Annotated in this window: 17 protein-coding genes; 14 read left to right on the top strand and 3 right to left on the bottom strand. The window is 48.2% G+C overall.

Annotated elements, in window-relative coordinates; genetic code table 11:
• The first annotated feature begins 385 nt into the window (after window positions 1-385).
• The 14 genes from Q0200_RS06595 (at window position 386) to Q0200_RS06660 (ending at window position 15,630) form a co-directional block, all read left to right on the top strand.
• A complete protein-coding gene (locus Q0200_RS06595; protein ID WP_297939273.1) occupies window positions 386-1,462 on the top strand; it encodes an epoxyqueuosine reductase QueH in 1,077 nt (358 codons plus the stop codon).
• Between the two features lie 137 nt (window positions 1,463-1,599).
• Complete coding sequence (gene fabZ, locus Q0200_RS06600) at window positions 1,600-2,046, top strand: 3-hydroxyacyl-ACP dehydratase FabZ (protein WP_297939275.1); 447 nt, start codon at window positions 1,600-1,602, stop codon at window positions 2,044-2,046.
• Window positions 2,047-2,054: 8 nt separating this feature from the next.
• Window positions 2,055-2,843, top strand: a complete 789-nt coding sequence (lpxA, locus tag Q0200_RS06605; protein ID WP_297939278.1) for an acyl-ACP--UDP-N-acetylglucosamine O-acyltransferase — start codon at window positions 2,055-2,057, stop codon at window positions 2,841-2,843.
• Complete coding sequence (clpX, locus tag Q0200_RS06610; protein ID WP_297939280.1) at window positions 2,843-4,075, top strand: ATP-dependent Clp protease ATP-binding subunit ClpX; 1,233 nt, start codon at window positions 2,843-2,845, stop codon at window positions 4,073-4,075. Before lpxA ends, clpX begins: the two co-directional genes overlap by 1 nt.
• Before the next feature lie 8 nt (window positions 4,076-4,083).
• Entirely contained in the window at window positions 4,084-5,121 is a 1,038-nt protein-coding gene (locus Q0200_RS06615) for a rod shape-determining protein (RefSeq protein WP_002947212.1), read from the top strand.
• Window positions 5,111-5,866, top strand: a complete 756-nt coding sequence (gene mreC / locus Q0200_RS06620) for a rod shape-determining protein MreC (RefSeq protein ID WP_297939284.1) — start codon at window positions 5,111-5,113, stop codon at window positions 5,864-5,866. The genes Q0200_RS06615 and mreC overlap by 11 nt, the downstream gene beginning before the upstream one ends.
• A complete protein-coding gene (gene carB, locus Q0200_RS06625) occupies window positions 5,866-9,153 on the top strand; it encodes a carbamoyl-phosphate synthase large subunit (protein ID WP_297939286.1) in 3,288 nt (1,095 codons plus the stop codon). Before mreC ends, carB begins: the two co-directional genes overlap by 1 nt.
• A gap of 41 nt (window positions 9,154-9,194) precedes the next feature.
• Window positions 9,195-10,469 (top strand): AAA family ATPase, encoded by a 1,275-nt coding sequence (locus Q0200_RS06630; RefSeq protein WP_297939289.1) that lies wholly within the window; start codon window positions 9,195-9,197, stop codon window positions 10,467-10,469.
• Window positions 10,459-10,977: a hypothetical protein gene (locus Q0200_RS06635; RefSeq protein ID WP_297939292.1), complete on the top strand. Its 519-nt coding sequence runs from the start codon at window positions 10,459-10,461 to the stop codon at window positions 10,975-10,977. Before Q0200_RS06630 ends, Q0200_RS06635 begins: the two co-directional genes overlap by 11 nt.
• A 52-nt stretch (window positions 10,978-11,029) precedes the next feature.
• A complete protein-coding gene (locus Q0200_RS06640) occupies window positions 11,030-11,935 on the top strand; it encodes a DMT family transporter (RefSeq protein ID WP_297939294.1) in 906 nt (301 codons plus the stop codon).
• A 13-nt stretch (window positions 11,936-11,948) separates the two neighbouring features.
• Window positions 11,949-12,371: a Sua5 YciO YrdC YwlC family protein gene (locus tag Q0200_RS06645; protein WP_297939296.1), complete on the top strand. Its 423-nt coding sequence runs from the start codon at window positions 11,949-11,951 to the stop codon at window positions 12,369-12,371.
• Between the two features lie 409 nt (window positions 12,372-12,780).
• Window positions 12,781-14,247 (top strand): GntP family permease, encoded by a 1,467-nt coding sequence (locus Q0200_RS06650; protein WP_297939299.1) that lies wholly within the window; start codon window positions 12,781-12,783, stop codon window positions 14,245-14,247.
• Complete coding sequence (locus tag Q0200_RS06655) at window positions 14,220-14,351, top strand: hypothetical protein (RefSeq protein ID WP_297939302.1); 132 nt, start codon at window positions 14,220-14,222, stop codon at window positions 14,349-14,351. Before Q0200_RS06650 ends, Q0200_RS06655 begins: the two co-directional genes overlap by 28 nt.
• A gap of 136 nt (window positions 14,352-14,487) precedes the next feature.
• Window positions 14,488-15,630, top strand: a complete 1,143-nt coding sequence (locus Q0200_RS06660; RefSeq protein WP_297939305.1) for a glycerate kinase — start codon at window positions 14,488-14,490, stop codon at window positions 15,628-15,630.
• Between the two features lie 263 nt (window positions 15,631-15,893).
• On the opposite strand, the gene Q0200_RS06665 is transcribed toward Q0200_RS06660, so the two are convergent.
• The 3 genes from Q0200_RS06665 to Q0200_RS06675 all read right to left on the bottom strand — a co-directional run.
• Window positions 15,894-16,463 (bottom strand): YceI family protein, encoded by a 570-nt coding sequence (locus Q0200_RS06665; RefSeq protein ID WP_297939308.1) that lies wholly within the window; start codon window positions 16,461-16,463, stop codon window positions 15,894-15,896.
• Between the two features lie 135 nt (window positions 16,464-16,598).
• Window positions 16,599-17,501, bottom strand: a complete 903-nt coding sequence (menA, locus tag Q0200_RS06670) for a 1,4-dihydroxy-2-naphthoate octaprenyltransferase (RefSeq protein ID WP_297939312.1) — start codon at window positions 17,499-17,501, stop codon at window positions 16,599-16,601.
• Window positions 17,502-17,707: 206 nt separating this feature from the next.
• A partial coding sequence (locus tag Q0200_RS06675; protein ID WP_297939315.1) for an SMI1/KNR4 family protein occupies window positions 17,708-18,091 on the bottom strand: 384 nt, incomplete at its 5' end.

Raw genomic sequence — 18,091 nt, forward strand, 5'->3', positions numbered from 1 at the left:
GAGTGCTTTTTGCGGAGCTTGCTAAAATTTAGCCCAGCGGACTACCTGTCCAGCCTGCGCTAAATTTTATCTACGCAACCCCAAAAATCATCTCAAAATACTTTGCCTTGACTTTTTACGCTTAAATTTGCAAATTTAACTCTAAATTTTACGCACCGAGACCTGCATCTTGACGGCGCTAAATTTTGGTCTAGTCAAATTTAGCACGCTGCTAGCTTTAATAAAATTTGCAGTTAAATTTAGTAAAATCGGCAAAAATATTCAAGACAAAATAGGCGTAGTTTAAATAAATTTTTCTTGCCCGCAAAGGAGCGGACCGGTCGTCCGTGACTGCGGCGGGTATAGAAAAATTTATTCTAAAATCCGTCGTTTATGGGGAATTATAATGTTAGTTCATATCTGCTGCTCGGTCGACAGCCACTACTTTCTGCAACGCCTGCGCGCCGACCGCCCGCACGAACGTCTCATCGGCTATTTTTACGACCCCAATATCCACCCGTACAGCGAGTTTTTGATGAGGTTTCGCGACGTAAAAAGGAGCTGCGAAAAGCTAGGCGTCGAGCTCATCTGCGGCGAATACGAATACGAGGCGTGGCTAGAGGGCGCAAAGGGCCTTGAAAACGAGCCTGAAAAGGGCAAGCGCTGCGCGTATTGCTTTGATTTTCGCGTGGGAAATTCGGCCCAAAAAGCGCGCGAACTAGGCGAAAAATCCATCACCACGACGCTGCTGATGAGCCCTAAAAAGGACTTCTCGCAGCTAAAAAGCGCGCTGGATAAAGCAGCCGGCAAATACGGCCTTGAAACATTTGCCGTGGACTACCGCGCTGGCGGTGGTACTAACGTGCAGTTTGAGCTTGCTAAAAAAGATAAACTCTATCATCAAAACTACTGCGGTTGCATTTTCGGGCTTAGCAAGCAGCGCGAGGCGCAAAAACTGCCGCTTAGCGAGCTTATGAGCGAGGTTAGCGGGCGCGTGATGCCGGGCGGAATCGAGGAGCGGCTGGAGCTTTATGAAAAGGTTCGAGAGTGCGAGGCTGCGGGCGCGCCGTTTCATCTATCGCGCAAGTATTTTTTAAACTACCGCTTGCTGCGCGCCTACGTCAAATTTGGCGGTGCCGCCCTGCCGTCGTATTTTTTGCTCTACTCGCATTTTAAGCGCGAAAACGTCAAATTTAGCGTGAGCGAGGCGGCTCAAATTTGCGACGAGTTGCGAGACGGCGTGACGCTATTAAATTTAGCTAAATTTAACGAGCTCTCGGGTGAAAAATTCGCTAGCGTAAACGAGCTTTGCCGCGCTCCTATCGCCGTATCTCGCGAGCTGGAAATCCGCCGCGAGCTGTGCGGAGAATTTAGCCAAAACCCCATAATCGTGCTGGACGAAATTCGCGCCGGCAGATACGAGATCTACGCTAAAGACGAGCTTTATAACGATAGTCGCGAGGTTTTGGTGGAGCAAATTTGAGCCAAATTTAGCGTGCTCGAGATAAAAAACGGGCGTGGAAATTTAGAGGCTAAATTTTGCCCCCGGCCAAATCAATAATCTTTTTCTTAGCAAAATTTGGCTAAAATCGGCTCTAAATTTTACTCACAAGGTTTAAAGTGATCGACATCGTTGAAATCCAAAAAATACTCCCACACAGATATCCATTTCTGCTAATCGACCGAGTAACCGAGCTCGAGCCCGCCAAACACATCGTCGCGTATAAAAACGTAACTATCGGCGAGCCCGTGTTTCAGGGGCATTTCCCGGGCCACCCGATATATCCCGGCGTCATGATCATCGAGGGTATGGCGCAAGCAGGCGGCGTACTCGCATTTAAGAGCATGAGCGACGAACATCAAGCGGGTATCGAAAATAAAGTCGTTTATTTTATGAGCATCGACGGAGCTAAATTTCGCCATCCTATACGCCCCGGCGACAGGCTCGAATACCGCCTCGAGGTGCTAAAGCACAAGGGTAATATCTGGGTGCTAAAAGGCGAAGCCTACGTGGACGGCGCACTAGCGTGCGAGGCTGAGCTAAAAGCTATGATCGTCGATAAGTAGGCGCGAAAATGAGAAATATCCATCCGCAAGCCGTCGTCGAGGACGGCGCGAAGATCGGCGAGGACGTAACGATCGAGGCCTACGCCTACGTCAGCAAAGACGCCGTGCTAGGCGACGGCGTACTCGTAAAACAAGGCGCTAGGATCGTGGGCGACACGCATATTGGCGAGAGCGGTAAAATTTACAGCTACGCCATCGTGGGCGATATCCCGCAGGACGTGAGCTACCGCGCCGAGGAAAATACGGGCGTTCGTATCGGCAAAAACGCGACGATCCGCGAGTTTTGCACGATAAACTCGGGTACGCACAAAGGCGACGGGATCACGCGTATCGGCGATAACGCATTTATCATGGCCTACTGCCACGTCGCGCACGACTGCGTCATAGGAAATAACGTCATCCTGGCAAACAACGCGACACTAGCCGGTCACGTGGAGCTAGGAGACTACAGCGTCGTGGGCGGTATGACGCCGATACATCAGTTCGTGAGAGTCGGCGAGAGCTGCATGATCGCGGGTGCTAGCGCGCTATCTCAGGACGTCGTGCCGTTTTGCCTAGCAGAAGGCAACCGAGCCTATATCAGAAGCTTAAATTTGGTCGGTATCAGGCGCAGGTTCGATAAAGACACGGTCGAAGAGATAAACAGAGCGTATAAATTTTTATTTAGAAAAAGCGGGGATCTAAAGGCCGCAGCTAGCGAGCTTTTAGCTGGCGCAGTGAACGAACAGGTGCGAAAAATGTGTGAATTTATCCTAAGCACCAAGCGCGGTATCCCATTAGCAAAAGGAAGAGAATAATGGCGAGAAAATGTAATTTTTGCAGCGAGGTAGAGTCTGCCGATAGGAGGCTACTGGCCGATATAAACGGGACTGCGTTTATATGCGAGCACTGCATCACTGCCGCTTACAAGGTGCTTTACGGCGAAGAAAACCGCGAGCAGGAAAAAGAAGAGCGAACTAGAGACTATCAAAATTTGACGCCAAAAGAGCTAAAGGCGGTGCTAGATAACTACGTCATCGGTCAAGATAAGGCCAAAAAGGTCTTTAGCGTCGGCGTTTATAACCACTACAAAAGAATTTTTAGAAAAGGCGAGATCGAGGACGATACGGAGATATCAAAATCAAATATCTTGCTCGTCGGCCCTACCGGTAGCGGCAAGACGCTGATGGCACAGACGCTGGCTAAATTTCTAGACGTGCCTATCGCCATCTGCGACGCTACGAGTCTAACGGAGGCCGGCTACGTCGGAGAAGACGTGGAAAATATCCTGACTCGTCTTTTACAGGCCGCAGACGGCGACGTAAAGCGCGCCGAGCAGGGCATAGTTTTCGTCGATGAGATAGATAAGATCGCCAGGATGAGCGAAAACCGCTCGATCACGCGCGACGTGAGCGGCGAGGGTGTACAGCAGGCACTTTTAAAAATTATCGAGGGAAGCCTCGTAAATATCCCTCCAAAAGGCGGCAGAAAGCACCCTAATCAGGAATTTATCCAGATAGATACTTCAAACATCCTCTTTGTCTGCGGCGGCGCGTTTGACGGTCTGGCCGACATCATCGAGCGCAGGATCGGTAAAAACGTGCTGGGTTTTGGTCAAGATAAACGCTCTAAAGACGATAGGGAAAATTTGCTAGATGCGCTTGAGAGCGACGATTTGGTGCATTTTGGACTAATCCCGGAGCTAATCGGCAGACTTCACGTGGTCGCTACGTTAAATAAAATCACCGAAGACGATATGGTGCGAATTTTAACCGAGCCTAAAAATGCGATACTAAAGCAATACCAAAAGCTTTTCGCGATAGATAGGGCAAATTTAAAATTTGACGACGAAGCTCTAAAAGAGGTCGCAAGACTAGCTATCGAGCGAAAAACGGGAGCTAGGGGACTGCGAAGCATAATGGAAGAGGTAATGACCGATATAATGTATGAGCTACCGGAGCTTGCGGGCTACGACGTGGTGATAACAAAAGAGGTCGTAAGCGGCAAAGAAAAGCCGATTTTCGTAAAAAACAATAAAATAAGCGCATAAGGATACAGATGATTTTAGACCAGTTAATAGGATTTTTTTCAAGCGATATGGGTATCGACCTAGGCACGGCAAATACGCTAGTTTTGGTAAAAGATAAAGGCATCATCATAAACGAGCCCTCCGTCGTCGCGGTGCAACGCGAAAAATACGGCAAGCAAAAAATATTAGCCGTCGGCCACGAAGCAAAAGAGATGGTGGGTAAAACTCCGGGCGACATCGAGGCGATCCGTCCGATGAGAGACGGCGTTATCGCGGATTTTGATATGACGGAAAAGATGATCCGCTATTTCATCGAAAAGACTCACCGCAGAAAGAGCTTCCTACGCCCTCGTATCATTATCTCCGTGCCTTACGGCCTAACTCAAGTCGAGCGAAAAGCCGTGCGAGAGAGTGCGCTAAGCGCGGGAGCTAGAGAGGTGTTTTTGATCGAGGAGCCTATGGCCGCGGCTATCGGAGCAAATTTGCCGGTACGAGAACCGCAAGGAAACCTAGTCGTCGATATAGGCGGCGGTACGACCGAGATCGGCGTAGTGTCTCTAGGCGGTCTAGTTATCAGCAAGTCTATCCGCACTGCGGGCGATAAAATCGATATGAGCATCGTAAACTACATAAAAGAAAAATATAACCTCCTAATCGGCGAGCGCGCGGGCGAGGATATCAAAATCTCCGTCGGCTCGGCGATTCAGCTTCCTGAGGAGCTTAGCATCGTAGTAAAAGGTCGCGACCAAATCAGCGGCCTACTAAGCCGCGTGGAGCTAACGAGCGAGGACGTACGCGAGGCTATGCGCGAACCGCTAAAAGAGATCGCAGACGCCCTAAAAACCGTGCTTGAGATGATGCCGCCCGATCTTGCCGGAGATATCGTGGAAAACGGCATCGTGCTAACCGGAGGCGGAGCGCTGATCCGCGGCCTTGATAAATATCTAAGCGATATCGTTAAACTTCCCGTTTTCGTCGCGGACGATCCGTTGCTAGCCGTGGCTAGAGGTACCGGCAAGGCTCTTGAGGAGATTAAATTTTTACAACAACTCGTAAATGAAGAGTAAAATTTTATTCGTCGCTCTTATAGGCGCGCTGGTATTTTTTTCGCTTGATAGGGGCGCGCTCATCTCGGGATACGTCGTAAATTTAAACAGTCGCATAGTCGCCGCCTACGACGACGCTGTCAAATTTATAAAAGATACCGTAAACGAGCATTTTAGGCAGCGCGAGGAGATAAAGCAACTCCGAGTTCAAAATGCCGAGTTGGAAAAATCGGCGGCTTTGCTTTCAAGCTTCGCAAAGGAGCTAAATGAAATTTTGCTTGACAAAAACTCGACCGCCTACGAGCCTAGAGTACAGCTCGTGCGGGCGCTAAGCTACGTAAATATCAGCGACTACGACAAGGTGTGGCTAGATAAATTTGACGGCTACGACGAGTCTAAAATTTACGGGCTGATTTACCAAGGTAAGAGCGCGGGTATCGTCGTGAGCAAGGACGGAAATCCAATGGCCTTGCTACAAAACGATCCAAAAAGTATATTTGCCGTATCAATCGGCGAGGAAAAAATCCCGGGCATAGCGCACGGGAGCAAAGACGGAATAACGGTGAAATTTATCCCCCAGTGGCTGAGTCCCAAAGAGGGCGACGAGGTCGTAACTAGCGGGCTTGACGGGATATTTTTCAGCGGGATTTCAGTGGGCAAGGTCACGGGCGTGATCCAAGAGAGCCTATATAAAAGCGCGGCCGTAAAGCCCTACGCAAGCATAACCATCCCCTCGTATCTATACGTCGTAACAAAGGAAAAATAATGCCAAAAAGAACCGACATCAACACCGTTTTACTCATCGGCAGCGGCCCTATCGTCATAGGCCAAGCGTGCGAATTCGACTACAGCGGCACGCAAGCCGCAAAGACGCTAAAGCAGCTAGGCTACCGCGTCGTGCTCATAAACTCAAATCCGGCGACCATCATGACCGATCCCGATTTCGCCGACGCGACCTACGTCGAACCGATAACCAAAGAGAGCATTAAGCGCATCATAGATAAGGAAAAAGTCGATGCCATACTGCCTACGATGGGCGGCCAGGTCGCGCTAAACGTCGCTATGCAGCTATACGAAGCAGACATGCTTGGCGGCGTCAAATTTCTAGGCGCGAACCCGCAAGCGATTAAAAAGGGCGAGGATAGGCAGGAGTTTAAAAAGGCGATGCAAAAGATCGGCATGGATCTGCCGCAAAGCCAGTACGCCTACGACATGGACGAGGCGCTAGCCGCAGCCGCAAACATAGGCTTTCCGCTCATCATCCGCGCTAGCTATACGCTTGGCGGTGCAGGCAGCGGCGTAGCGTATAATATCGATGAATTTAAAGAACTAGCCCAAACCGGCCTGGACGCCAGCCCGATACATGAAATTTTGGTCGAGGAGAGCTTGCTAGGCTGGAAAGAGTACGAGATGGAGGTCATCCGCGACCGCAACGACAACTGTATCATCGTCTGCTCGATCGAAAACCTCGATCCTATGGGCGTGCATACGGGCGATAGCATTACGGTTGCGCCGGCTCTTACGCTAACTGATAAAGAGTATCAGGCGATGCGCGACGCTAGCTTTAAAATTTTACGCGAGATCGGCGTGGATACGGGCGGCAGCAACGTACAGTTTGCCATAAATCCAAAAACAGGCCGCATGATCGTGATCGAGATGAACCCGCGCGTGAGCCGCAGCTCGGCGCTCGCCTCAAAGGCTACTGGCTACCCGATCGCCAAGGTTGCGACGCTGCTAGCGGTTGGTTTTAGCCTAGATGAGATCAAAAACGACATCACTGGCACGCCTGCTAGCTTTGAGCCCGTCATCGACTACATCGTGACTAAGATCCCGCGCTTTACGTTTGAGAAATTCCCGGGCGCGAACCCGTATCTAGGCACCGCGATGAAGAGCGTGGGCGAGGTGATGGCGATCGGTAGGACGTTTAAGGAAAGTATCCAAAAGGCGCTTTGCTCGATGGAAAAGGACTATTACGGATTTAATTTCGTAAATTTGGAGAAAAACGCGTTAGTTTACGGCCTTAGAAACGCGAACGAAAGCCGCATTTTATACGTCGCGCAGGCATTTCGCGACGGGCTTAGCGTGGCCGAAGTGCACGAGATGAGCAAGATCGACCCGTGGTTTTTGGATCAAATTTGGCAGATAGTTAAATTTGAAGAGCGCATCGACATGGACATCCTAAACGACGAGCCGCTGCTAAGAGAGGCCAAAACGATGGGCTTTTCGGACAAGATGATCGCGCATCTGATAAATTTAAAAGACAATCTCGATCTGGGTCAAAACGATATATATTTCGCACGCGAGAAAATGGGCATAAACCTCGAATACAACGAGGTTGATACTTGCGCGGGCGAGTTTAAGGCGCTCACGCCGTACCTCTACTCGACGACGAATATCACGAAGCTACCGCATCTTTCGTCAAATTTCGCGGAGCCGAATGTAAACGCAAATTCGGCGCAAAAAGAGAAAAAAGTGATGATCATCGGCGGCGGTCCAAACCGCATAGGCCAGGGCATAGAGTTTGACTACTGTTGCGTGCACGCCAGCTACGCGCTACGCGACATGGGTGTCAAAACCATAATGTACAACTGCAACCCAGAAACCGTCAGCACCGACTACGATACGAGCGATATTTTGTACTTTGAGCCGATCGATTTTGAGCACGTTAGAGCCGTGATCGAGCACGAAAACCCGGACGGCGTGATAGTGCATTTTGGCGGCCAGACTCCGCTAAAATTTGCTAAACGCCTAAGCATAGCGGGCGCGAAAATCATCGGCACCAGCGCACGCACGATCGACGTCGCCGAGGATAGAAAGAAATTTAGCGAATTTATCTCAAAAATAGGCGTCAAACAGCCGCGAAACGACACTGCGACAAGCGAAAAAGAGGCGCTAGAAAAGGCCGCCGCTATCGGCTATCCTGTGCTAGTGCGCCCTAGCTACGTGCTAGGCGGCCGCGCGATGAGACGGGTGCATAGCGATGAGGAGCTACGCCTCTACATGAGCGAAGCGGTCAAGGTCAGCAACCGCTCGCCCGTGCTAATCGATAAATTTTTACAAGACGCCGTGGAGCTTGACGTGGACGCGATCAGCGACGGCAAGGACGTCTATATCGGCGCCGTGATGCAGCACATCGAGGAGGCGGGCATCCACAGCGGCGACAGCGCATGCATACTGCCTCCGCTAAATTTGACCGCGCAGATGATCGAAAAGGTAGAAAATCAAACCCGCGACATCGCGCTAAATTTGGGCGTCGTGGGGCTTATGAATATCCAGTTTGCCATCTACGAGGACGAGCTGTTTATAATAGAGGTAAACCCGCGCGCCAGCCGCACCGTGCCGTTTGTTAGCAAGGCCACCGGCGTGCCGATGGCAAAGGTCGCCACGCGCGTGATGTGGCAAGGAAATTTGCGCGAAGCGCTTAAATTTTACGATAACTACGGCGCGGTTTACGAGGAGCGCGGCATACTCAAGCCTCGCGTGAAAAACCACGTCTGCGTCAAAGAAGCGGTCTTTCCGTTTAACAAGCTCTCTGGCGCGGATCTAATCCTGGGGCCTGAGATGAAAAGTACGGGCGAGGTCATGGGCATATCAAGCGATTTTGCAAAGAGCTTTGCAAAAAGCCAGATCGCCGCGAGCAACTCGCTTCCTACTAGTGGCCTAGTCTTTTTAACACTAGCTGATGCAGACAAGAAATACGCCGCAAATTTGGCGCGCGAGCTCATAAATCTCGGCTTTAAAATCATCGCCACGGGCGGAACGTATAAAATTTTAAATGACGCGGGCGTAGAGAGCGAGTTCGTCTATAAGATCAGCGAAGGTCGACCAAACGTCGAGGATAGGCTCAAAAACGGCGATATCGCGCTTGTGATCAACACCAGCGACAGCAAATCAAACAGCGAGGATGGCAAGAAAATCAGGCAAAACATCATGCGATTTAAGATCCCGTATTTCACGACGATGTCGGCGGCTCTAGCGGCGGCTAAATCGCTAAAAAGCGTGCAGGACGGCAGCGCGCTCGAAGTCAAAAGCTTGCAGGAGTTTTTGGGGTAAATGCTAGATAGAAAATTTTGCAAAACAAAAAGGGCTTTGTTATGAAAATATCTTTAAATAATATAGGAAAGATAAAGAGCGCAGATATAGAGATAGGCGGTATAGCCGTAATAGCAGGCGAAAATGATACTGGCAAAAGCACAATCGCCAAAAGCCTATATTCTATTATTAATGCTTTTTATGACATAGATGAGAAAATACAACAGGATAAATTCGATATTTTAGACGAAGTTGTAAGAGAAATGTCTTATGAATTACTTAGTGGCTTGCCAAGCACGACACGAAGGCGTATTTTAGCCCATAGAGCAATATATCAGGCTTTAAAAAAAGATTTTTCAAAAAATATAAAAAATATTAATACACTAAAGAATATCATTGTTGATAAATCGCTAGAAAATGGTATAGAGGCAAATAGTGAAATTGTAGATAAATATATAAAAAAGATAAATCAGATTATGTCAATATCGAATAAAGAAATGCAAAATGAAACTGTGAAAAAACAGTTTGATTTAGAATTTTCAGGTGAAATCAATAATGCATATTCTGATGACCCTGGAATTTTACAACTTAATCTAAAAGCAATGCTTATTGAAATTTATGTCAAAAATAATGTTGTAAATGTAAAAAAAGCAGAGCCAAATATTTTTGCAAATGCTATATATATAGACAATAGTCTTATAGTGGATAATATAGGTGCATATTTTATGGAGAATACCTATCAAAAAGATCATAAAGATATGCTAGAGATGATGTTACTAAACAAAAATGATAATATTGCAAGAAGCATTATACTTACTGAGCAGTTTCAAGATATATATGAACTAATGAATTCTGTTGTTTCAGGAAAACTTGATATAAATGATGACGACAATTGTGTCTATAAAAATAAAGATGGCATAACTCTAAGCATGACAAATGTATCGGCTGGATTAAAGACATTTATCATAATAAAAACACTTTTCTTAAACGGTTATATTAAAGAAAACGGCATTCTAATACTTGACGAGCCAGAAATACACTTGCACCCAAAACTACAACTTGTTTTTGCTGAGCTTATAGTGCTTTTACAAAAAGAATTTAATTTACATATCTTGCTTAGTACTCACAGTCCGTATTTTCTTAAGGCTATCGAAGTTTATTCTAAAAAACATGAAATTTCTGATAAATGCAAGTATTATTTAACAAAAAGTCTTGATAATGAAAAAAAGAGTATAGAAGTAGAAAATGTAACGGATAAAACTTATGAAATTTATAAACTTCTTGCTGAGCCTTATAACGCCCTTCATGAAACGGAAAATAAAATTGATGAAGCTTGATGAGTTTGATGAATTTAAAAACATAAAAGATACCATAGAAAATATATCATACGATAAAGAAAACAAAGAGTATATGTCAAATTCCAAGTTAGAGATCTTTAATTTCGATAAAGTAAAAGATAATTTTGCTAAAAAACATGGTATCGCAGACGACAATAAGCCAAAGTCAGCAGATGGATGCCAGCATAAAGATAACAATATTATTTTCATAGAATTTAAAAATGGTGAGATAACATCCAAAGCAAAACGGGACATACGATGTAAAATGCTAAATAGCGTTTTGATATTATCAGCTATTACCGACAATAAAATATCATATCTAAAAAATATTTGTCAGTTTATTTTGGTTTATAATCAGGAAAAAAATGGAGATATTAACCTGTCTATAAATTTGAATAAAGATGCAAAACAGCAAAATAAATCTTTTGATTTATCAGGATATAATAATGTATTCTTTAGCAAAACTGATCTTTTTAACAAAAATGAATTTGAGACCTTCTTAAAATAATTTTTCTAATAAAATTACGTGAAATTTAGAGGGAATTTATCTTTAAAACCAAATGAAACCAAATTTGCAAACTAACTCGTTCGGTGTGCTCATCACGCTTCTTGGCGGCGTATTATGGGGATTTAGCAGTGTTTGCGGGCAGTATCTGTTCACGCAAAAGGGCGTCAGCGCCGACTGGCTCGTGCCCTACCGCCTAGGCCTCGCCGGGCTTGCGATGGTAGCGTATTACATCGCTCGCTCGCCGCGCCTAGCCCTCGCTCCGCTAAAAGATCGCGTGCTTTTGCCGCAGCTGCTCATCTACGCGTTTTTTGGGCTTATGATGACACAGTATTCGTACTTTTGCGGTGTCGAGCTCTCAAACGCCGCCGTCGCGACCGTGATCCAGTACTCCGCGCCCGCGCTCATCCTTGCCGTCGTTTGCTTTTTAGAACGACGCGTGCCTAAAAAGGTCGAGCTCATCGCGCTCATTTTCGCGGTGCTGGGCGTCGTGTTGCTCGCCACTCACGGCGATCTTGGCTCGCTCGTTATCAGCGCAGAGGCGCTGGTTTGGTGCCTCATTAGCGCGCTTGGCGTCGTGGTTTACAGCCTCACCCCCACGAAGCTAAATCAAAAATACCCCGTCGCGTTAAATTTAGGCTGGGGCATGGTCATCGGCGGCGGCGCGCTTGCGCTTTACACGCGGGTTTGGCAGCTGGGCGGCGTGAGCGACGCAGACGGCTTTGCGGCGCTTGTCGCGGTGGTGATTTTAGGCACGATATGCGCGTTTAGCTTTTATATGACTGGGCTAAAGATAATAGGCGCGAGCAGGGCGAGCATGATAGCGTGCATCGAGCCGGTGAGCGCGGCGGCGTTTGCCTATTTTTGGCTGGGGACGGAGTTCGTATTTCTTGATTTTGCGGGCTTTACGCTCATTATCTCGTGCATATTTTTGCTGGCCAAAGATAGGAAAAAGGCGTAAATTTGGAGGAGAGATGATCTATTTGGCGCAGACCGATACGACGGCGGGATTTTTGAGTAAGGATTTTCGCGAGATAAACGCACTCAAACGCCGAGCGGCGGACAAACCCTGCCTCATAACGACGGCAAAGCTTAGCGAGCTAAAAAATCTCGCTCGCGTGCCCGCTAAATTTAAAAATTTAGTGCGCCGCGCGAGGAAAACAACCTTTTTATATCCGAACGGCACCGCCGTGCGCGTCGTAAAAGGGTGTGCTCACGAGGAGTTTTTGAGGCAATTTGACTGGCTCTACTCCAGCAGCGCAAATTTAAACGGGCAAAACTTCGACGAAGCCTGGGCGAAAGCAGCGGCGGACGAGGTCGTAGATCAAAATTTCAGCCAAAACGCAAGCTCGAAAATTTATAAAATTTCAAAAACTCGACTAAAAAGATTGAGGTAACCCGCCCGAATTTACTCTCATTTTTCAACTCTCCGCCCCAAATTCACTCAAATTTAACCGCCCTTTGGCTAATATTTCGCAAATTTAACGAAGCAAAAAGGATCAAATTTGCATGTCTTGCTAAAAATATTTAAAACCGTTTTATACGCCGCTCTATTTTTAGGACTTTATCTTTTGGCCGATAAGTACGGCTTGTTTGCTAAATTTTAGTTTTTATTGCTGTAGCAGACAGCAGTAAAAGCCATACAAATACCTTCCTTAGATTTACTCAAATCAATCGCTGCCGAGTCGTCAAATTCGGTCTTTGTTATATAAAATAAAACTAAAATTTCAAATCTAATTTAGATATTTTAAAAACAAATTTCGGTAATATTGCGTTAGGCAAAAATTTTATCCGAAAGGAGCTGTTATGAGCGGTATTGCTCTCATCGTCTGCTTCGTCGTCGCGGTCGTCGTTATGATCGTGCTGATTTCAAAGTTGGGGGTTCACCCCTTTATAGCGATCATGTTCGTCTCGCTCGCTCTAGCCGTGATCGCGAGCATTAAGCCGGTCGAAATCGAAGGCGTCGTCAATGCGGGTATCGATCTGGTCAAGGTTCCCGCGATCATCGGAGAGGGATTTAGCGGGATATTTAAAAGCATAGGCATCGTCATCATCCTGGGCGCGCTCATCGGTATGGCGCTAGAAAAGACGGGCGCGGCGCTAAAGCTGGCCGATATGGTCGTGCGCTGCGTAGGAGACAAGCGCCCCGAGCTAGCCATGCTCATCATGGGTTGGATCGTGGGTATCCCGGTCTTTTGCGATAGCGGCTTTGTGGTGCTAGATCCGATCCGCCGCGCGATAAAGGAAAAAATCGGCGCCAACCCCGTAGCTATGGCCGTCGCGCTCTCGTGCGGCCTATACACCTCGCACGTGTTTATACCGCCGACGCCGGGCCCGATAGCGGCCGCCGGACTCGTGGGCGTAGGGCACAATCTGCTGCTAGTCATCGCCGTGGGCGCGGTAGTTTCGATACCGGTTCTCATCGCGGGCTATCTTTTTGCTAAGACTATCGGCGCAAAAGTGAGCCTAAAAGAGGATCTCGCAGACGTCGGCAAGAGCTACGACGAGATCATCAAAGAGCACGGCAAGCTGCCTTGCGCGTTCTTGAGCTTGGCGCCGATTTTTATGCCGATTTTGCTGATGGCTTGCGGTTCTCTTTTTAATATTTTAAATAAAAAGGGGTTTTTCGTCGCCTTCGTCGCTCCGGACATTTTAGAAAAAGATCCATCGGCGACGGCATGGTTCGTAAAGGTTATATTATTTATGGGAGATCCCGTAATCGCGCTTGGCGTGGGTGTGCTATTTGCTGTTATATTGCTGGCTAAAACGGGCAAGCTGGGCGAATTTAACCTCATGACCAATGAAACGCTAAAGATCGTCGGACCGATCCTTTTCATCACGGCTGCGGGCGGCGTGCTAGGCAACGTCATCGCTAAAGCGGGCTTTGTCGAGTTTATGAAGGCAAACGCCCATCTTATCGGCACCGTTGGTATATTTTTCCCGTTTGTTATCTCGGCTATCATTAAGACCGCTCAGGGCAGCTCGACCGTGGCGCTTACGACGACGGCCTCTATCATGGGGCTTTTCACCGATAGTGGCTCGATGATGAGCGCGCTGGGGCTAACTAGCGAGATGGGCGCGGTGCTAACGGTGATGGCGATCGCTGCGGGCGCGATGACGGTTTCGCACGCTAACGATAGCTATTTCTGGGTCGTTACGAACTTTAGCAAGATGTCGCCGGAGCAGGGCTACAAGACTCAGACGATGCTTACATTTATAATGGGTATCGTAGGCATGGTGACGGTTTGGGTAGCGTCGCTTATTTTACTGTAAATTTGACGGCTAAATTTGAGTGTGGTTTCGGTACGGCGAGACCTGTGCCGCAAAATGCTAAATTTGATTTGGTTAAATTTAGCGCTCGTAAAATAGAAAAGTAGATACAAAGCGGCTTGAGGCGAGTTTGAGGGTTGCGACGTAAAAATGAGCGAAGATAAGACGCTTGGTCTATCGAGCGAAATTTTTACTAGCTCCGTCAAAATCGTCCAAGACGCGAGCTCTCAAAAAGGAAAACAGATGAAAATACTAATAGCAATCGACTCATTTAAAGGCTCTCTGAGCTCTCTCGAGGCCGGCAACGCCGTAAAAGAGGGCATCGAAGCCCTAGCCGGTGAGACCGATGAGGTGACGGTTAAGCCCATCGCGGACGGCGGCGAGGGTAGCGTGGTGGCGCTAGCAGACGCGCTAGATGGCGAGTTTATCGACGTCATCGTGCAAAATCCTCTCGGCGAAAAGATCCCCGCCAGATACGCGCTAGCAGGCGAGCTGGGCATCCTCGAGATGGCGTCTTCTAGCGGGCTCATGCTGGTGGAAAAAGAGCGCCGAAACCCGATGAAGACGAGCACTTACGGCTTTGGGCAGATGATTTTGCATGCTATTAGCAAGGGTGCGCGTAAATTTATCGTCGGTATCGGCGGTAGCGCGACGAACGACGCGGGCACGGGTATGCTAAGCGCGCTGGGATACGAGTTTTTTGACGAAAACGGCGAGCTGCTCGAGGGCAAAGGCGAAAACCTCATAAAAATCACCAAAATCTCAAACAAAAACGTGGCGCCCGAGCTGCAAGAGTGCGAATTCCTCGTAGCTTGCGACGTGGATAATCCGCTCTTTGGCAAAAACGGCGCGGCCTACGTCTACGGCCCGCAAAAGGGTGCGGACGAGCAGATGGTAAAGGATCTAGACGCTGGGCTTATAAGCTTTGCGAGCGCCACGAGCGAGCACTTTTCGAGCGAATTTTGGAACTTTAAGGGCGCGGGCGCGGCAGGCGGGCTAGGATACGGGTTTGTTAGCTACCTAAACGCCAAACTAAAGCCCGGCATCGACATCATCATGGAGGAAATCCGCCTCGAAGAGGACGTGAAAAACGCCGATCTGATCATAACCGGCGAGGGGCGACTGGACTTTCAAAGCTCGATGGGTAAGACACCGACCGGAGTGGCAAAAATCGCCAAAAAATACGGCAAACCCGTCATCGCGCTAGCCGGTAGCGTGTCGCCGTGCGTGGGCGGCTGTAACGAGAACGGCATCGATGCGTTTTTTAGCGTATTAAACGAGCCCGTGAGCCTAGAAGAGGCGATGGATAAGCAAACCGCGATGCGCAACCTCAAAATGACGGCAGAGCAGGCATTGAGGCTATATTTGCTAGGGCGCAAGGGGTAAATTTACTCTTTGTTGCGGTGATTTGGTTGGCGAGTTTATCGGTTTGCCGGCTTGAGCGGGTGCTTTGTATTTTGCCGCAAATTTGCCTTTCAGTGCGGCAGTTTGGCGGATTTTTCGAATTTTGACATCATGCTTTGACGCGTCTTTTAGTTTTGGTTTTTGCCGTTCAGGTTTTTATGCCACGCGGTTTATCAAATTTACGAAAACTTAAAATTTAAAAATAAGCCTAAAGCCCGAAAAAAGGCTTTAGGCTTATTTTGGGTTTATTTTTCTTTGGCTTCGACTTCGATCTCTAGCTCGACTTTGTCAGATAGCGTGATCTCCGGGGTATCTAACCCGATCTCAAAGAGCTTGCGTTTGGTTTCGCCCTCTAGGCTAAAGCCGATTTTTTCCTTACCGTTTTTATCTGCAGTAAAGCCGCCAAGCTCGAATTTTAGCACCACGGGCTTAGTTACGCCGTGCATCGTGAGCGTGCCCACGACCTTGCCTTCCGTGTCGCTTTCTTTCTCAAATTTGACCATTTTGTAGGTGATTTTGTCGAATTTTGCCGCGTTGAAAAAATCCGCGCTTCGCAGGTGTTCGTCGCGCTTCTCGTTTTGCGTATTTACCGAGGCGGTCTCGATGGTGGCCTCGAGCGTTTTTAGCTCCTTGGCGTTTTTGTCGTAGTCGATCACGGCGTCAAATTTGCCGAAATTTCCGTTCACTTTCGAGATGCTTAGGTGCTTGACCTTAAAGCCGACGCTGCTGTGCGCCGGGTCGATCTCGTAAACTGCGGCGTTTGCGAAGCTCGCTGCTAGCGCTGCGACTAGCGAAAATTTGATTAGTTTTTTCATTTTTACTCCTTACGATTTTGGTTTGAAAGTGTATTTTAAAAAAGTAAATATATAACTTTTTCGCAATATTTTGAGAAAAATTTGAGTTACTTGGCTTGCCGCTTTAAGATCGTACGATAAAAAATCAGGTTAAATTTAGCCCAAAATCTCCCCGACGAAAAACAGCGCAGACATCGCAAACGTGCAGAGCGCGACTACCTTTAGCTGTCCGTCGAAGTCGCGACATTCCCGAACTTTCGAAACGAAAAAGAGATGCCAAATAAGCGGCACAAAGCTAGTTATGTAGAGTAGTTTTACGCCTGAGTCTCCGCGCAAAAGCGAGTAGCAAAGCATTAATCCCGCTCCGCCCGCTATCAGCGTGTAGTGGTAGCGCTTGGCCGCGCGCAGCCCGATACGAACGGGGATCGTGCGCTTGCCCTTGAGTGCATCGTTTTGGATATCTCGCATGTTATTTAGATTTAGCACGGCGGCGCTTAGCATCCCGCACGCGCACGCAGGCAGCAGTAGCGCCGCATCGAGCGAACGCGCGTATAAAAAGTACGAACCCAGCACGCTCAAAAGTCCAAAAAACAAAAACACGAAAACGTCGCCAAGCCCCAGGTATCCGTATGCGCCGGCGCCCACGGTGTAGCGGATCGCAGCGTATATCGACGCACCGCCTAGCGCTAAAAACAGTAGTACGAGATAAAACCGCTCGCCAAACGCCAAAACGCTTAGCGCGAGGCTCGAAAGTGCCGAAAGCAGCGCCGTAACGACTATGACGCGTTTCATCTCGGCGGCGCTCATCTGTCCCGTTTGGATCGCGCGACGCGGCCCCAGCCTGCCATCGTCGTCGGTGCCTTTTACCGCGTCGCCGTAGTCGTTAGCGTAGTCGCTTAGTACCTGAAACAGAAGCGTCGTAAGCAGCGCCAGCGCGAAAATATCCGCTCTAAACGCGCCCGCGCCGTATGCCGCGCCGCTACCGAGCAGTACGCCCGAGACGCTAAGCGGCAGCGATCTAAGGCGAGCTGATGCGTAAAGAGCCTTTGCGGTTATCATTTTTTGCCTTTTGTTGATTTTTAGAGCCGAATTTACGACAAATTTGAGCTCAAATTTAGCACCCGAATGCAAAAAATAATATAAATTTGAGCTGGTTTATGGGTAAAATTTGTAAATTAGGAGTTAAAATTTGCAGCGGTTATAGCCGTATTTAGAGTTTTAAGGTTAGTTAAATTTGCCGCCAAAGCCGTCTATGCTTAAATTTATCAAATTTCCGCCATTTCTCGCCAAAACTCAAGCGCTTTATCATCGCCAGCTTGGACGAATTTGACGATTTCTTCCGCGCTCGGTACGCCCTTTTTGCTTAGTCGCGCGATACCGATACTGGCAAGCGCTCTAAAAAATCTCTCAAAATCGCTCGCAACGCGCCTACCGCAAAGCTCTTCGTCTCCGAGCAGCCACGCATAAATCGCGCCGTCCGCGCAATCAAGCAAAAAAATCCACGGATCGCCCACGGCAAAAACTATCAAATTTGCTGGGCGAGCTTCACCCTGCCACCATTTGCCACCAAACTCATCTACGCTGTTTAGGCGCACTAACTCGCTCGCGTAGTCGCCTCTAGAGCCAAAACTGATATTGCAAATTTCAAA

Origin of the sequence: uncultured Campylobacter sp., from assembly GCF_938045225.1 — a bacterium.
Classification (GTDB): domain Bacteria; phylum Campylobacterota; class Campylobacteria; order Campylobacterales; family Campylobacteraceae; genus Campylobacter_A.